The organism is Nocardioides marmoraquaticus (assembly GCF_054777915.1).
In genome coordinates, this window is record NZ_BAAHAA010000002.1 from 151,621 (window position 1) to 167,214 (window position 15,594).

The following is a 15,594-nucleotide window of genomic DNA, read 5'->3' on the forward strand; positions in this document are numbered from 1 at the left end:
ACTTCGTGGCTCAGTGACGCGCTGGGCAGCCCCATGAGCGTCCACAGGCTGCTCCCGGAGCGCCTTCGTCCACAGATCTCGCGCGGCGACGCCAAGGAGCCGTACGCCGGCCGACGATCGGGCCATGGACGACCTCTTCCACCTCCACCGCGACACCGTCTTCCTGCGCCGCGAGGCGATCGCAGCGGGGTACGCCGACCGCGACCTGCGTGCCTTGCGGGCCGGGTCCATCGTCCGACCGCGGTACGGCGGCTACGTGTCGCGGGAGGCGTGGGAGGCGGCCGACGCCCGCGAGCGCTACCTCATGGTCTGTGCCGTCGTGATGCTCCAGCACGGCGATCGCGTGATGCTCAGTCACACCTCAGCAGCCGTGGCCGCCGGGTTGTCCGTCCTGGATCCTGACTACTCGACCGTGCACGTGACCAGGCTCGACGGCAGGACCGGACGCATCGAGGCGGGGGTGCAGCACCACGTGCCCGCATGGGGACCGTCCCAGGTCGAGCGCAGAGGCGAGTTCCTGGTGGCCGACGAGCTGACGGCCACGCTGGGCGCGGCGACGCAGTTCGGCGTGGAGGGCGGCCTCGTGGTCGCCGACTCCTTCCTGTCCAGGAACCCCGACGCCGTCGGTCGGCTGTGGGACGGCTACCGCGCAGTGGCGGGCAACCCGTTCGCCCGCCGGCTGCAGCTCGTCGTACGGCTGGCGCGTGCGGGTGGGACCACGGTCTTCGAGACGCGGTGCCGCTACGCCATGTGGCGCTCGCACCTCCCCGAGCCGGAGCTGCAGTGGGAGGTGTGGATCGACGGTGAGCTCGTCGCGATCGTCGACTTCGCCTGGCCCGAGCACCGCCTGCTCGGCGAGGCCGACGGGCGATGGAAGTACGGCCGCCTCCTCGGGCCCAACCCCACACCCGAGCAGGTCAGCGCCGCCATGGTGTCGGAAAAGCTGCGCGAGGACATGCTGCGCGAGGCCACGGGCTACGGGATGATCCGCTACGACTACGGCGAGCTCTACGTTCCGGGGAAGATCGGCGCCCGCACCCAACGGATGCTACAGATCCACGCGCCCCGCGCATCCTGAGCTGCTGAGCCACGAAGTCTGACGCTGAACGCGGCAAGCAATCCTGGCTCAGCGACAAAGTCACTGGTTCACCAGTGACTTTGCCCCCCCTGCCCCAGACGCACGAACGCCTCCCCGGCGGGGCCGGGGAGGCGTTCGGTGAGGCGGGTGCGGGGTCAGGGCGACGTGGAGGTGTTGACCTGGAACGACGCGGCACCGACCGCGATCAGGATGATGTAGATGACCAGGACGACGACGCCGGCGATGGTCGACCAGAGGGCGAACTTGCGGGCCTTCTCCGAGGACTGCTGGGCGCCGGCGACGTCACCGCTGGCGTACTTGCCGTTGACCTGGGCGGCGAAGACGATCGAGGCCACGCCGAGCGGCAGGCAGCAGAAGATCGTGGACAGGATCGCCCAGACGAGGTGGTTGGGCGGGGGCTGGCCGCCGGCCGGCGGACCGCCGTAGCCGCCGTAGCCGCCGCCGGGAGGCGGGGCGGAACCGTAGCCGCCGCCCGGAGGCTGCGGCGGGTTGGTGTCGGACATGGTGATCCCCCTTCTTCGACGCGCTCCACCCGGACGGGTCGCGCGGAAGTCGCAGGCTAGCGGGAAGAGGGCCTCAGGCGGGGGACAACCAGGTGAACCCCGGCACGTTGCGCAGCACCCCGAAGACGACGACGACCGCGAGCACCCCCCAGATCACCCAGGGCGGGGCGCTGGTGGTGCTCGGCACGCGACGGCCGGTACGTCGCAGCAGCCAGGCGCCGAGGGCGAGCACCAGGTAGGGCACGGCGAGCAGCAGCAGCGGGTTGCGGGCGGCGGTGCCGGCGACGTCGCCGTGCAGCAGGTCGTGGGTGCCGCGCAGCGCGCCGCAACCGGGGCACCACCAGCCGGTCAGCATCAGCAAGGGGCAGGTCGGGTAGTGCCCGGCCTCGTAGGGATCGACCGTGTGGAGCACCGTCGCGGCGGACCCCACCGCGCCCAGCACGGCAGCGGGCAGCGCCCAGCGGCGGGGCCCCGTCGTCCCGGCGCCGGCGCTGCTGTGCTGCAGGGTCGTCACGTCAGGCCGAGCTCGCGCCGATGCCGATCGCCACGACCACGAACACGATGTAGAGGACGACGAGGACGCCGAGCACCGCGGCCGACCAGATCGCCCACAGCTTGGCCTTGCGGGCGGACTCGTGCGCGCCGGCCACGTCACCCATCGCCCACTTCGAGTTGACCTGCGAGGAGTAGACGATCGAGACGATGCCGAGCGGCAGGCAGCACAGCACCGTCGACAGGATCGCCCAGACCAGGTAGTTCTCCGGCGGCGCGCCCATCGGCGGGCCGTAGCCCGGGGCGCCGTACGCCGGCTGCCCGTACCCCTGCTGGCCGTATCCCGGCTGGCCGTAGCCCTGCTGCGCGTAGCCGTAGCCCTGCTGCTGGCCGTACCCCTGCTGGCCGTACGGGTCCTGGCCGTACGCCGGCGGCTGCTGGCCGTAGGGGTCCTGGCCGTACGACGGCGGCTGCTGACCGTAGGGGTCCTGCGGCGGCGGGGAGGGCTGCTCGCCCGACGAGCCGGAGGTGGGCTCCTCCGGCTGCTCGCCCGGCGGCGGGTTCTGCGACGACATCACGGGCCTCTCGGGACGGGTGCGGCAGGTCGGGAGCGACCCTAGCCTGGATCGGCCGGGCGGTCCGGCGTCTCAGGCGGTGCGGTGGGCGACCACGTCGGCGAAGGCCTCGAGCGCCTCGCGGACGGGCCCCTCGTCGAGCGCCTCGAGCAGCTGCTTGGCCTCGGCCGCGAGCCCGGCGACGTAGTCACGCGCCTCGCGCAGCGCCGCGTGGTCGCGCAGCAGCGAGAGCGCCTCGGCGTGCGGGCCGCTGTCGGTGAGGTCGCCGTCGAGCAGCTCCTGGAGCCGGGCGTCGTCGGGGTCCGTGGAGCGCTGGGCGAGCAGCACCGGCAGCGTCGGCACGCCCTCGCGCAGGTCGGTGCCGGGGGTCTTGCCGGACTCCTCGGACTCGGAGGCGATGTCGAGGATGTCGTCGGAGAGCTGGAAGGCCAGCCCGACCTTCTCGCCGTACGCCGCCAGCGCCCCCTCCACCTCGACCGTGGCGCCGCCGAAGCGGGCGCCGTAGCGGGCGGAGGTCGCGATCAGCGAGCCGGTCTTGCCCGCGACCGTGCGGAGGTGGTGCTCGAGGGGGTCGGCGCCGTCGACCGGGCCGAGCGTCTCGAGGATCTGGCCCTCGACGAGCCGAGTGAAGGTCTGAGCCTGGATCCGCACGGCGTCGGCGCCGAGCTCGGCGGTCAGCTCGGAGGACTTGGAGAACAGGAAGTCGCCGGTGAGGATCGCGACGTGGTTGTCCCAGCGGGCGTTGGCCGACTCGGCGCCGCGGCGCAGGTCGGCCTCGTCCATGACGTCGTCGTGGTAGAGCGAGGCCAGGTGGGTCAGCTCGACCACGCAGGCCGACAGCACCACCTCGTCGGCGTCGGGGTGCTTGCCGGCCTCCGCGGCCAGCAGCACGAGCAGCGGCCGGAACCGCTTGCCGCCGGCCTCGAGCAGGTGTCGGGCCGCGCGCGTGACGAAGTCGGCCTCGGAGACGACGTGGTGGTGCAGCGCCTCCTCGACGCGGACCAACCGCTGACGCAACCGGCCCTCGAGGTCGGCGTCGAGCACCGGGAGGGCGAGGGCCGATGGCTTCACCTGATGAATACTCCCACGTTGCCCAGCAGGTCGATCAGCGCGCCCGGGACGATGCCGAGCAGCAGCGTCACGATCGTGCCGACGGCGATCACCCCGGCCGTCAGCGGGCTGGGCGTGGTCACGCTCGGGCCCTCCGCCACGGGGTCGGAGAAGAACATCAGCACGATCACCCGCACGTAGAAGTACGCCGCCACGGCCGACATCAGCACGGCCACGACCACGACCGGCCAGGCGCCCGCCGACATGGCGGCCGCGAAGACCGCCCACTTGCCGGTGAAGCCGCTGGTGAGCGGGATCCCCGCCATGGCGAGCAGCAGGAAGGCGAAGGTGCCGGCGACCAGCGGCGACTCCTTGCCGAGCCCCTGCCAGCGGGCGAGGTGGGTGGTCTCGCCGCCCGAGTCGCGCACGATGCTGACGATCGCGAACGCCGCCATCGTCGTGAAGCCGTAGGTGGTGAGGTAGAACAGCGTCGCGCTGACGCCGGTCAGGCCGCCCGGGGCGACCTCGCCGAGCGAGCGGATGCCGATGAAGCCGGTGAGGATGAAGCCCGCGTGGGCGATCGAGCTGTAGGCCAGCATCCGCTTGACGTCGTTCTGGCTGACCGCCAGCACCGAGCCGACCACCATGGTGAGGATGGCGACCGCCCAGACCATGGGCAGCCAGTCGGTGCGGTTGCCGCCAAAGGCGACGTAGAACAGCCGCAGCAGCGCCCCGAAGGCGGCCACCTTGGTGGCGGCGGCCATGAACGCGGTGACCGCGGTCGGGGCGCCCTGGTAGACGTCGGGGGTCCAGGCGTGGAACGGGGCGGCGCCGACCTTGAACAGCAGCCCGACCGCCATCAGCGCGATGCCGCCCAGCAGCAGCAGCCGGCTGCTGGTGTCGGCCGAGACCGCGGCGGCGATCTGGGCGAAGTTCATCGACCCGGCGTAGCCGTAGACGAGGGCCAGGCCGTAGACGAAGAAGCCGGAGCTGAAGGCGCCGAGCAGGAAGTACTTCATCGCGGCCTCCTGCGAGAGCAGGCGGCGACGGCGCGCCAGCCCGCACAGCAGGTAGAGCGGGAGCGAGAGCACCTCGAGCGCGACGAACATCGTCAGCAGGTCGTTGGCGGCGGGGAAGAGCATCATGCCGCCGATGGCGAACAGCGCCAGGGGGAAGACCTCGGTGTGGGCCAGGCCCCGCGTCGACGCCTCGCGCTCGGCCTCGGTGCCGGGCAGCGCTGCGGCCTGGCCGGCGAAGGTCAGCACGCCGGCCTCGACCTTGCGCTCGGCGAAGAGCATCACGCTGAGCAGGCCGAGCACGCTGAGCAGCACCCAGCTGAAGACGGCCGGGCCGTCGGCGGCCAGGGCGCCGTCGAGCACGACGCGACCGACCTCGACGTCGTCGCTGGTCGGGCTCAGCCGCGACAGCACGACCACGGAGGCGACCAGCGAGGCCACCATCGCGGCGGCGGCCAGGGTCGCCTGCATGGCGTAGCGCCAGGCCCGGGGCACGAAGGCCTCGAGCAGCACGCCGACGACGGCCGCGCCGAAGACGAGGAGCAGCGGCGAGAGCGTCAGCCACGGGATCGTGGGGGCGTCGAAGGTGGTCACTGACCGGCCTCCCCTTCGGTCACGGCGGGCTGCGGGTCGGAGGTGCCGACCTGCGACATGGTGGCGTCGACCGCCGGGTTGATGACGTCGAGCAGCGGCTGCGGGTAGAACCCGAGCACGAGGATGAGCACCACGAGCGGGGCGACGGCCGCGATCTCGCGCGGGCGGAGGTCACGCATGCCGGTGACCCCCTCGCGCACCGGACCGGTCATGGTGCGCTGGTAGAGCCAGAGCACGTAGATCGCGGCCAGCACGATGCCGAGCACGGCCAGGGCGCCCGCCCACGGCGACCACACGAAGGCGCCGACGATGACGAGCAGCTCGGAGACGAAGGGCGAGAGGCCCGGCAGCGCCAACGACGACAGCCCGGCCACGAGGAACAACCCGGCCAGCACCGGCGCGACCTTCTCGACGCCGCCGAAGTCGGCAATGCGCTGCGAGCCCCGGCGCGAGACCAGGAACCCGCCGACGAGGAAGAGCATCGCCGTCGAGAGGCCGTGGTTGAACATGTAGAGGTTCGCGCCCGACAGGCCCTGGCTGTTCATCACGAAGATGCCCAGCACGATGAAGCCGAAGTGCGACACGCTCGTGTAGGCGATCAGCCGCATGATGTCGTCGGAGCCGATCGCCATCAGCGCGCCGTAGAGGATGCTGAAGATCGCCAGGCCGACCACGACGGGCGTCGCCCACCGCGAGGCCTCCGGGAAGATCTCGAGGCAGAACCGGATCATGCCGAAGGTGCCGACCTTGTCGAGCACGCTGACCAGCAGCACCGAGGTGCCGGGGGTGGCGTTCTGGGTGGTGTCGGGCAGCCAGGTGTGCACCGGGAACATCGGCGCCTTGATCGCGAAGGCGATGAAGAACCCCAGGAACATCCAGCGGCCGGCCCAGGTGCCGATGTCGAGCTGCGCGAGCTCGGCGACGAGGTACGTCGGCTCGCCCGCGCGGGAGGAGACGGCGTACAGCCCGACCACCGAGGCCAGCATGACGAGGCCGCCGGCCAGCGAGTAGAGCAGGAACTTCACCGCGGCACGGACCCGGTCGGGGCCGCCGTACCCGGCGACGAGGAAGTAGACCGGGATCAGCGTGGCCTCGAAGAAGACGTAGAAGAGGAACACGTCGACGGCGAGGAAGACACCGAGCGAGAGGCCCTCGAGCGCGAGGATCCAGGCGAACATGCCCTTGGCGCCCCAGCGGCCCCCGTCGCCGTCGTGCCACGACGCGGCCATGACGACCGGGGTCAGGATCAGGGTCAGCAGCACGAGCGCCAGGCCGACGCCGTCGAGCGCGAGGGCGTAGTGGGCGCCGAACAGGCCGATCCACTCCACCTCCTCGCCGAACTGGTCTCCGGCGCCCGGGTCGTAGGCGACCGCGAGCCCGATGCCGAGGGCGAGGGTGACGAGCGAGAAGCCGAGGGCGACGACCTTCGGGGCGCCGGCGGCGGCCCGGGCGGGCAGCAGCGCGACGACGGCGGCGCCGACGATCGGGACCAGCAGCAGGATGGTCAGCAGCGGGAGCGAGCTCATGCGAAGTTCACCACCACGAGAGCGAGCAGGACCAGCGCGGCCCCACCGAGGAGGGACAGGGCGTAGGAGCGCACGAAGCCGTTCTGCAGGCGGCGCGCGGCCCCCGACAGCCCGCCGATCGCCCCGGCGGTGCCCATCGCACCACCGTCGACGACCTGGCGGTCGACCACGGCCAGGCCGCGGGTCAGGGCGCGCCCGGGGCCGATCACCAGCACCTCGTTGGCCTCGTTGCCGTAGAGCTCGGCGCGTCCGGCGCGGGTGATGGGCGAGACCTTCGTCGGCGCCTCCCGCGGGATCGACTGCCGACCGAAGAGCCAGAAGGCGAGCGCGACGCCGACGGCCACCACGAGCACGACCAGCGCCGAGATCAGGATCGCGGGCACCGGCAGCTCGTGCTCCTCCGCGACGCCGGTGACCGGCTCGAGGAAGTGCTTGATCCAGCCGCCGGCGTACATCGCGCCGCCGAAGACCGACAGCGCGGCCAGCACGACGAGCGGGAAGGTCATCGTCCGCGGCGACTCGTGCGGCTCCACGCCCGGCTCCCAGCGCTTCTCGCCGAGGAACGTCATGAGCATGAGCCGGGTCATGTAGAAGCCGGTGACGCCGGCGCCGACGAGGGCGCAGACACCGAGCACGGGGTTCTCGACCAGGGCCGTCTCGATGATCTTGTCCTTGGAGAAGAAGCCCGAGAACAGCGGGAAGCCGATGATGGCGAGGTAGCCCATCGCGAAGGTGACGAACGTGATCGGCATGGCCGCGCGCAGCGCGCCGTAGTGACGCATGTCGACGTCGTCGTCGGTGCCGTGCATCACCGACCCGGCCCCGAGGAACATGTTGGCCTTGAAGAAGCCGTGGGTGATCAGGTGGAAGATCGCGTAGGCGTAGCCGTAGACCCCGAGCCCCGCCGCCAGCACCATGTAGCCGATCTGGCTCATGGTGGAGCCGGCCAGGGTCTTCTTGATGTCGTCCTTGGCGCAGCCGATCCAGGCGCCCATCAGCAGCGTGATGGTGCCGATGACCGCCACCGCCGTGCGGGCGGCGTCGGTGTACTCGAAGACGAACTGCGACCGGACGATGAGGTAGACGCCGGCCGTCACCATCGTCGCCGCGTGGATCAGCGCCGACACGGGGGTCGGGCCCTCCATGGCGTCGAGCAGCCAGGTCTGCAGCGGGAACTGCGCCGACTTGCCGGCCGCGGCCAGGAGCAGCAGCAGGCCGATCGCCGTCATGGTCGCGCCCGAGGCCTCGCCCGCGAGGGCGCTGACGCCCTCGAAGGAGGTGGTGTGGAACGTCGCGAAGATCAGCGCGACGCCGAGCGAGAGCCCGATGTCGCCGACGCGGTTGACCACGAACGCCTTCTTGGCGGCCGCCGCGGCCGACGGCTTGTACTGCCAGAAGCCGATCAGCAGGTACGACGCGAGGCCGACGCCCTCCCAGCCCAGGAAGACCCCGACGTAGTCGGCGGAGAGCACGAGCAGCAGCATCGCGGCGACGAACAGGTTGAGGTAGGCGAAGAAGCGTCGGCGCCGCTCGTCGTGCTCCATGTATCCGATGGAGTAGACGTGGATCAGCGCACCCACGCCGGTGATCAGCAGCAGGAACAGCGCCGAGAGCGGGTCGTAGAGCAGGCCGAGGTCGACGCTCCAGTCACCGGAGCTGAACCAGGTCCAGAGCGTCAGGCCGAGCTGCCGCTCCTCCTCCGGACGCCCGAGCAGCCCGGCGAAGAGCACCACCGAGCACACGAAGGAGCCCACGACGGTCGCCGTGCCGAGCAGGTGCCCCCAGGCGTCGGTCAGGCGGCCGCCCAGCAGCAGCACGGCGGCACCGATCGCCGGCAGGGCGATGACCAGCACGAGGGGCAGCGCGAGGGAGCCGGCCGCGCCGGGCTCGACGAGCGGGACTGCCCCGCCGCCTGCCTCCGCCGCGACGGCGTCGATCGCAGTCGTGATCACGAGTTGGGACTCCTAGTACTTCAGCAGGCTGGCGTCGTCGACCGAGGCCGAGCGGCGGGTGCGGAAGATGGTCATGATGATGGCCAGGCCGACGACCACCTCGGCGGCCGCGACGACCATGACGAAGAACGCCGCCACCTGGCCGTCGAGGGTGCCGGTGGTGCGCGCGAAGGTCACCAGCGCGAGGTTGCTCGCGTTGAGCATCAGCTCGACGCACATGAACACCACGATGGCGTTGCGGCGCACGAGCACGCCGACCGCGCCGATGGTGAACAGGATCGCGGAGAGGACCAGGAACGGGGTCGCGTCGATCACCGGCCCGCACCTCCCGCGTCACCAGCGGAGTCGTCCCGGACGGCCACGTCGGCGTCGCTGCCGCCGATGCGCTCGACCTGGGTCGCGCTGCCGGGCGGGGTCAGGCTCGACCCACGGGCGGTGAGCACGCGCGAGATCGAGCTCGCGGCGGGCGAGCCGTCGGGCAGCAGCGCGGGGGTGTCGACCGCGTTGTGGCGGGCGAACACGCCGGGCGACGGCAGCGGACCGGGGTGCTTGCCGTGGTCGGCGTAGTCGCGCATCCGCTGCGCGGCCAGGTCGGCCTGGGTGAGCTTGGGGGTGAGGCGCTCGCGGTGCGCCAGCACCATCGCGCCCAGGGCCGCGGTGATGAGCAGCGCCGCGGTCACCTCGAAGGCGAGCAGGTAGCGCGAGAACAGCAGCTCGGCGATGCCCTGGATGTTGCCGCCGTCGTTGGCCGCCTCGAGGCCGACCACGCTGCCGACGGTGACCTGGGCGACGCCCAGGACCAGCAGCAGGCCGAAGGCGAGCCCGACGATGGCGGCCAGCGCCCGCTGGCCGCGGATGGTCTCGACGAGCGAGTCGGAGGCGTCGACGCCCACGAGCATCAGCACGAAGAGGAACAGCATCAAGATGGCGCCGGTGTAGACGATGATCTGCACCGCGAACAAGAACGTCGCGTCCTGCACGGCGTACAGCACCGCCAGGCTGATCATGACGACGGCCAGGAGCAGCGCGCAGTGCACGGCCTTGCGGGTGAAGACCATGCCGAGCGCGGCGACGACCATGACGGGCGCGAGGACCCAGAAGGCGATCACGAGCGGGCACCCCCCGGGTGGGCGCCGTCGTGCACGGGGTCGCTGTCGGCCGTCGCGCGGAGGTTGCCGCGGTAGTAGTCGGTCTCGTCCTTGCCCGGCTGCATCGGGTGGGGCGGGGCGACCATGTCGGGCAGCAGCGGCGCGAGGAGGTCGCTCTTCTCGTAGATGAGGTCCTCGCGGTTGTTGTCGGCCAGCTCGTACTCGTTGGTCATCGTCAGCGCGCGCGTGGGGCACGCCTCGATGCACAGCCCGCACAGGATGCAGCGCAGGTAGTTGATCTGGTAGACGCGGCCGTAGCGCTCGCCGGGGCTGAAGCGCTCGTCGTCGGTGTTGGAGGCACCCTCGACGTAGATGGCGTCAGCCGGGCACGCCCACGCGCACAGCTCGCAGCCGACGCACTTCTCGAGGCCGTCGGACCAGCGGTTGAGCTGGTGGCGACCGTGGAAGCGCGGGGCCGTCGGCTCCTTCTGCTCGGGGTACTGCTCGGTGACGACCTTGCGGAACATGGTCCGGAAGGTCACCCCGAACCCGGCGACCGGGTCCCAGAGCTGCTCCTTCAGCGACGCCATCAGACGTGGCCTCCCTCGTCGGTACGGGTGGTGGTGGTCGAGACCATCTCGCTGCTCGGCAGCTCCTGCCCGGGCATCGGCGGCACCGGGTAGCCGCCGGCGAAGGCGTCGAACGGCTCGGCCTCGACGTCGTCGTCGCCGGCGGACTTCTCGGGCACGAACACCAGCGCGAGCACGAGCAGGCCGAGCACGACGCCGACGATCAGCAGCGTCCGGCTGTCGAAGAAGTCGGGGTACTCGTTGCGGACGAGCCGGATGCCGGCCACCGCCACGACCCAGACCAGCGCGACCGGGATCAGGATCTTCCAGCCGAAGTCCATGAACTGGTCGTAGCGCAGCCGCGGCAGCGAGCCCCGCAGCCAGATGAACACGAAGATGAAGAACAGCACCTTGCCGAAGAACCACACGACCGGCATGTAGCCGGAGTTGGCGCCCTCCCAGACCTGGGCGATGCCGAACGGCGCGCGCCAGCCGCCGAGGAACAGCGTGGTGGCGACGGCCGAGACCGTGGCCATGTTGATGTACTCGGCCAGGAAGAACAGGGCGAACTTCAGCGAGGAGTACTCGGTGTGGAAGCCGCCCACCAGCTCGCCCTCGGCCTCCGGGAGGTCGAACGGCGCACGGTTGACCTCGCCGACCATGGCGATCACGTAGATCACGAAGGCCGGGAACAGCGGGAAGACGAACCACACGTCGGCCTGGGCGTTGACGATCTCGGAGGTCGACATCGTGCCGGCCTGCAGGAAGACCGCGACGAGCGCGAGGCCCATCGCGACCTCGTAGGAGATCATCTGGGCGCTGGAGCGCAGCCCACCGAGCAGCGAGTACGTCGACCCGCTGGACCAGCCGCCGAGCACGATGCCGTAGATGCCGATCGAGGCGATCGCCATCACGAAGATGACGGCGACCGGCATGTCGGTCAGCTGCAGCGGCGTGGTGACGTCGCTGAACGGGACCCGCACCTCGGGCCCGAACGGGATGACCGAGAAGGTGACGAAGGCCGGCACCACGACGACGACCGGCGCGAGGATGAAGACGACCTTGTCGGCCGCCTTCGGGACGATGTCCTCCTTGAGCGCGAGCTTCACGCCGTCCGCGAGGCTCTGCAGCAGGCCGAAGGGACCGTGGCGGTTGGGGCCGATGCGGTGCTGCATCCGCGCGACGACCCGGCGCTCCCACCAGATGTTGAACAGGGTGAGCAGCACCAGCACCACGAAGATGGCGACGGCCTTGAGGATGATGACCCACCAGGGGTCGCTGCCGAAGCTCTCCAGCGTCGGGCCCATCAGCCCGCCTCCTCCGCGCTCGTCGTGCCGGTCGTGGCCGGGGGTGCGCTGGGCACCGGGTAGGTCACCGAGACCGGGCTGCCGGCCGGGCCCACGAGGTGGCGCACGGACAGGCCCGGCGCGCTCGCGGGTGCCCACACCGTGCCGTCGGCCAGGTCGGCCACGCCCACGGGGAGCACCACCGAGCCCAGCGGGCCGGTGAGCTGCACGGCCTCGCCCGGGGCGGCACCGAGCGCCGCCAGGGTGGAGGCGCCGACGAGCAGCTGCGGCTTGCGGGCGGTGGCGCGGTAGTCGTCGTCGCCGTCCTGCAGCCGGCCGTCGTCGACCAGCTGCTTCCAGGAGGCGAGCACGAGCTCGGCGTGCTCCCCCGCGGCCGCGGGCTCGACGTGCTCCATCGCCGGGAGCTCGTCCCAACCGCCGAGCTGGACCAGCTCGTCCCAGGCCTGCTCAGGGGTGCGGAAGCCGAGCGAGACGCCGAGCTCCTCGGCGATCCCGGCCAGCGCCCGGACGTCGGGCAGCGAGCCGGGGTGGTGCAGCGCGGTGCCGAAGCGGCGTACGCGGCCCTCCCAGCTGACGAAGGTGCCGGACTTCTCGCTCGGCGGGGCCACCGGGAGCACGACGTCGGCGACGCGGGTGACGGCGGACTCGCGGACCTCGAGCGAGACCAGGAAGCCGACGTTCGCGAGAGCCTCGGCCGCGAGCGCCGGGTCGGGCAGGTCGCCGGGGTCGACGCCGCCGACCACGAGGCCGCCGAGCTCGCCGGCGGCGGCCGCCGCCACGATGGCGTCGGCGTCGCGACCGGGGGTGGCGGGCAGGTCGTCGAGGCCCCAGGCGGCCGCGAGGTCGACCCGGGCGGCCGCGTCGGTGACCGGACGGCCGCCGGGCAGCAGCGTGGGCAGGCAGCCGACCTCGAGGGCACCGCGGTCGCCGGCGCGGCGGGGCACCCAGGCGAGGCGGGCACCGGTGGTGGCGGCCAGGCGCGCGACGGCGCTCAGCACGCCGGGCACGCCGGCCATGCGCTCACCGACGAGGATGATGCCGCCGCTGTCGAGGGCGACGTCGCCGTCGTGGGCCAGGCCGGCGACGACCTCGGCCTCCTCGCCCGGGCGCGCAGGGACGAGCGTGCCGCCCATCTTGTGCAGCCCACGGGAGGTGAACGGGGCGACCGACCAGACGCCGAGGACCGACGACGAGCCGGGCACGGACCCCCGCGAGGCCTTGCGCAGCCGCAGGAAGAGCGTGCCGGCCTCGTCTTCGGGCTCGAGCCCGACGAGCACGACGGCGCGTGCCGACTCGAGGTCGCCGAAGGTGACGGCCCCGGTCTCGGGCGAGGTGCCGACGACGTGGGCCGCGAGGAAGTCGGCCTCCTCGGCCGAGTGGGCGCGGGCGCGGAAGTCGACGTCGTTGGTGCCGAGCGCCACCCGGGCGAGCTTGGCGTAGGCGTAGGCCTCCTCGACCGTCAGCCGACCGCCGGGCAGCACGCCGACCCCGCCGGCCTCGCGCGCCGCGGCCAGGCCGCGGGCGGCGACCGCGAAGGCCTCCGGCCAGCTCGCGGGCCGCAGCTCGCCGGTCGCCTCGTCGCGCACCCGGGGGTGGGTCAGGCGGTCGGGCTGGCGGCTCCAGCGGAAGGCGAAGCGGTCCTTGTCGGTGATCCACTCCTCGTTGACGTCGGCGTCCTCGCCGGACAGGCGACGCATCACGGTGCCGCGACGGTGGTCGACGCGGATCGCCGAGCCGCAGGCGTCGTGCTCGCCGATCGACGGCGTCGAGACGAGGTCGAAGGGCCGCGAGCGGAACCGGTACGACGACGAGGTCAGCGCACCGACCGGGCAGATCTGGATGGTGTTGCCGGAGAAGTAGCTCTCGAAGGGCTCCTTCTCGTAGATGCCGACCTGCTGCAGCGCCCCGCGCTCGACCAGGGCGATGAACGGGTCGCCGGCGATCTGCTCGGAGAAGCGGGTGCAGCGGGCGCAGAGCACGCAACGCTCACGGTCGAGCAGCACCGAGGCGGAGATGTTGATGGGCTTGGGGTAGAGCCGCTTGTGCTCGACGAACCGGGTCTCCCCCCGCCCGTTGCTCATCGCCTGGTTCTGCAGCGGGCACTCGCCGCCCTTGTCGCAGACGGGGCAGTCGAGCGGGTGGTTGATCAGCAGCAGCTCCATCACGCCCTGCTGCGCCTTGTCGGCGACCGGGCTGGTGGCCTGGGTGTTGACGACCATGCCGTCGGCGACGGTGAGGGTGCAGGAGGCCTGCGGCTTGGGCATGCCGCGGCCGTTGCCGGCGTCGGGCACCTCGACCAGGCACTGCCGGCAGGCGCCGACGGGCGCGAGCAGCGGGTGGTCGCAGAACCGCGGGATCTGCACGCCGACCTGCTCGGCGGCCCGGATCACCAGGGTGTCCTTGGGCACCGACACCTCGACGCCGTCGATGGTGACGGTGACCTCGTCGACCCTCTCCACCTGTCCGGTGGTGGCCTTCTCCGGAGCCGTCGTCATGCCAGTGCCTCCTCGCGGGCGAAGGTGGTGCTGGCCTCGCGGTCGAAGGGGCAGCCGCCGTGCTCGAGGTGGGCGAGGTACTCGTCGCGGAAGTACTTCACCGACGAGGTGATCGGGCTGGTCGCGCCGTCGCCGAGGGCGCAGAAGGATCGGCCCAGGATGTTGTCGCAGACGTCGTCGAGCATGTCGAGGTCGCTCTCGGAGCCCTTGCCCTGCTCGAGGTTGGCCAGGGTCTGCACCAGCCACCAGGTGCCCTCGCGGCAGGGCGTGCACTTGCCGCACGACTCGTGCTTGTAGAACTCCGTCCACCGCAGCACCGCGCGCACCACGCACGTGGTCTCGTCGAAGAGCTGCAGGGCGCGGGTGCCGAGCATCGAGCCGACCCCCGCCACGCCCTCGAAGTCGAGCGGCACGTCGAGGTGCTCGGCGGTGAGCAGCGGCGTGCTGGACCCGCCGGGGGTCCAGAACTTCAGCTCGTGGCCCTCGCGGATGCCGCCGGCGAGGTCGATCAGCTGGCGCAGCGTGATGCCGAGCGGGGCCTCGAACTGGCCGGGGTTGGTGACGTGGCCCGAGACGCTGAAGATGCCGTAGCCGTTGGACTTCTCGGTGCCCATCGAGGCGAACCACTCGGCGCCGTGGCGGATGATGCTCGGCACCGAGGCGATCGACTCGACGTTGTTGATGACGGTGGGGCTGGCGTAGAGGCCGGCGACCGCGGGGAACGGCGGCCGCAGCCGAGGCTGGCCGCGGCGGCCCTCGAGCGAGTCGAGCAGCGCGGTCTCCTCACCGCAGATGTAGGCCCCCGCCCCGGCGTGCACCACGAGCTCGAGGTCGTAGCCGGAGCCGTGGATGTCGGTGCCGAGGTGGCCGGCGAGGTAGGCCTCCTGCACCGCGCGCTGGAGGCGTCGTACGACGTGGAGGATCTCGCCACGCACGTAGATGAAGGCGTGGTTGGCGCGGATGGCGTACGCCGCGATGATCACGCCCTCGACCAGCGTGTGCGGGCTGGCCATCATCAGCGGCGTGTCCTTGCAGGTGCCCGGCTCGGACTCGTCGGCGTTGACCACGAGGTACTTGGGCTTGGGGTTGTCCTGCGGGATGAAGCCCCACTTCATGCCGGTGGGGAAGCCCGCGCCGCCGCGGCCGCGCAGGTTGGAGGCCTTGACGGCCTCGACGACCTCGGACGGCGTCATGCCCAGCGCGGTGCGCAGCGCGCCGTAGCCGTCGTGCTCCTCGTAGGACGCGAGGGTCCACGAGCGCTCGGCGTCCCAGTTGTCGGTGAGGACCGGGGTCAGGGTGCTGATGGGTCCAGTCACGGGGTGGCCTTT

General features: G+C 71.7%; 14 protein-coding genes. 1 reads left to right on the forward strand and 13 read right to left on the reverse strand.

Translation table 11 applies throughout. The annotated features are described in order from the left end of the window. The first annotated feature begins 124 nt into the window (after positions 1-124). A complete protein-coding gene (locus ACYU8I_RS02325; protein WP_460837010.1) occupies positions 125-1,078 on the forward strand; it encodes a hypothetical protein in 954 nt (317 codons plus the stop codon). Positions 1,079-1,233: 155 nt separating this feature from the next. Here the strand turns inward: ACYU8I_RS02325 and ACYU8I_RS02330 are convergent, their stop codons facing one another. The 13 genes from ACYU8I_RS02330 to nuoF form a co-directional block, all read right to left on the reverse strand. Beyond that, positions 1,234-1,602, reverse strand: a complete 369-nt coding sequence (locus ACYU8I_RS02330; RefSeq protein WP_460837011.1) for a CD225/dispanin family protein — start codon at positions 1,600-1,602, stop codon at positions 1,234-1,236. Positions 1,603-1,675: 73 nt separating this feature from the next. Then, positions 1,676-2,116, reverse strand: a complete 441-nt coding sequence (locus ACYU8I_RS02335; RefSeq protein WP_460837013.1) for a DUF2752 domain-containing protein — start codon at positions 2,114-2,116, stop codon at positions 1,676-1,678. A 1-nt stretch (position 2,117) separates the two neighbouring features. Then, a complete protein-coding gene (locus ACYU8I_RS02340; protein WP_460837015.1) occupies positions 2,118-2,669 on the reverse strand; it encodes a CD225/dispanin family protein in 552 nt (183 codons plus the stop codon). Positions 2,670-2,741: 72 nt separating this feature from the next. Beyond that, entirely contained in the window at positions 2,742-3,740 is a 999-nt protein-coding gene (locus tag ACYU8I_RS02345; RefSeq protein ID WP_460837017.1) for a polyprenyl synthetase family protein, read from the reverse strand. Next, the gene (gene nuoN, locus ACYU8I_RS02350) at positions 3,737-5,329 is read right to left on the reverse strand and encodes an NADH-quinone oxidoreductase subunit NuoN (RefSeq protein WP_460837019.1); all 1,593 of its coding nucleotides are present in this window, start codon (positions 5,327-5,329) and stop codon (positions 3,737-3,739) included. The genes ACYU8I_RS02345 and nuoN overlap by 4 nt, the downstream gene beginning before the upstream one ends. Next, a complete protein-coding gene (locus tag ACYU8I_RS02355; RefSeq protein ID WP_460837021.1) occupies positions 5,326-6,855 on the reverse strand; it encodes an NADH-quinone oxidoreductase subunit M in 1,530 nt (509 codons plus the stop codon). Before ACYU8I_RS02355 ends, nuoN begins: the two co-directional genes overlap by 4 nt. Beyond that, entirely contained in the window at positions 6,852-8,708 is a 1,857-nt protein-coding gene (gene nuoL / locus ACYU8I_RS02360) for an NADH-quinone oxidoreductase subunit L (protein WP_460837223.1), read from the reverse strand. The genes ACYU8I_RS02355 and nuoL overlap by 4 nt, the downstream gene beginning before the upstream one ends. A gap of 111 nt (positions 8,709-8,819) precedes the next feature. After that, a complete protein-coding gene (nuoK, locus tag ACYU8I_RS02365) occupies positions 8,820-9,119 on the reverse strand; it encodes an NADH-quinone oxidoreductase subunit NuoK (RefSeq protein ID WP_460837226.1) in 300 nt (99 codons plus the stop codon). Beyond that, positions 9,119-9,916, reverse strand: coding sequence for an NADH-quinone oxidoreductase subunit J (locus tag ACYU8I_RS02370; RefSeq protein ID WP_460837023.1), 798 nt, complete (start codon positions 9,914-9,916; stop codon positions 9,119-9,121). Before ACYU8I_RS02370 ends, nuoK begins: the two co-directional genes overlap by 1 nt. Further along, positions 9,913-10,485, reverse strand: a complete 573-nt coding sequence (gene nuoI / locus ACYU8I_RS02375; protein ID WP_460837025.1) for an NADH-quinone oxidoreductase subunit NuoI — start codon at positions 10,483-10,485, stop codon at positions 9,913-9,915. The genes ACYU8I_RS02370 and nuoI overlap by 4 nt, the downstream gene beginning before the upstream one ends. Further along, positions 10,485-11,771 (reverse strand): NADH-quinone oxidoreductase subunit NuoH, encoded by a 1,287-nt coding sequence (gene nuoH, locus ACYU8I_RS02380; protein WP_460837027.1) that lies wholly within the window; start codon positions 11,769-11,771, stop codon positions 10,485-10,487. The genes nuoI and nuoH overlap by 1 nt, the downstream gene beginning before the upstream one ends. Continuing rightward, positions 11,771-14,266, reverse strand: a complete 2,496-nt coding sequence (locus ACYU8I_RS02385; RefSeq protein ID WP_460837029.1) for an NADH-quinone oxidoreductase subunit G — start codon at positions 14,264-14,266, stop codon at positions 11,771-11,773. Before ACYU8I_RS02385 ends, nuoH begins: the two co-directional genes overlap by 1 nt. Beyond that, positions 14,263-15,582 (reverse strand): NADH-quinone oxidoreductase subunit NuoF, encoded by a 1,320-nt coding sequence (nuoF, locus tag ACYU8I_RS02390; RefSeq protein ID WP_460837031.1) that lies wholly within the window; start codon positions 15,580-15,582, stop codon positions 14,263-14,265. The genes ACYU8I_RS02385 and nuoF overlap by 4 nt, the downstream gene beginning before the upstream one ends. Between the last annotated feature and the right edge of the window lie 12 nt (positions 15,583-15,594).

What these genes read in the sequence shown, in the direction of transcription:
- ACYU8I_RS02325 (WP_460837010.1), top strand. Translation starts at nt 125, where the DNA reads ATGGACGACCTCTTCCACCTCCACCGCGACACCGTCTTCCTGCGCCGC.
- ACYU8I_RS02330 (WP_460837011.1), bottom strand. Translation starts at nt 1,602, where the DNA reads ATGTCCGACACCAACCCGCCGCAGCCTCCGGGCGGCGGCTACGGTTCC.
- ACYU8I_RS02340 (WP_460837015.1), bottom strand. Translation starts at nt 2,669, where the DNA reads ATGTCGTCGCAGAACCCGCCGCCGGGCGAGCAGCCGGAGGAGCCCACC.
- ACYU8I_RS02355 (WP_460837021.1), bottom strand. Translation starts at nt 6,855, where the DNA reads ATGAGCTCGCTCCCGCTGCTGACCATCCTGCTGCTGGTCCCGATCGTC.
- nuoI (WP_460837025.1), bottom strand. Translation starts at nt 10,485, where the DNA reads ATGGCGTCGCTGAAGGAGCAGCTCTGGGACCCGGTCGCCGGGTTCGGG.
- nuoH (WP_460837027.1), bottom strand. Translation starts at nt 11,771, where the DNA reads ATGGGCCCGACGCTGGAGAGCTTCGGCAGCGACCCCTGGTGGGTCATC.
- ACYU8I_RS02385 (WP_460837029.1), bottom strand. Translation starts at nt 14,266, where the DNA reads ATGACGACGGCTCCGGAGAAGGCCACCACCGGACAGGTGGAGAGGGTC.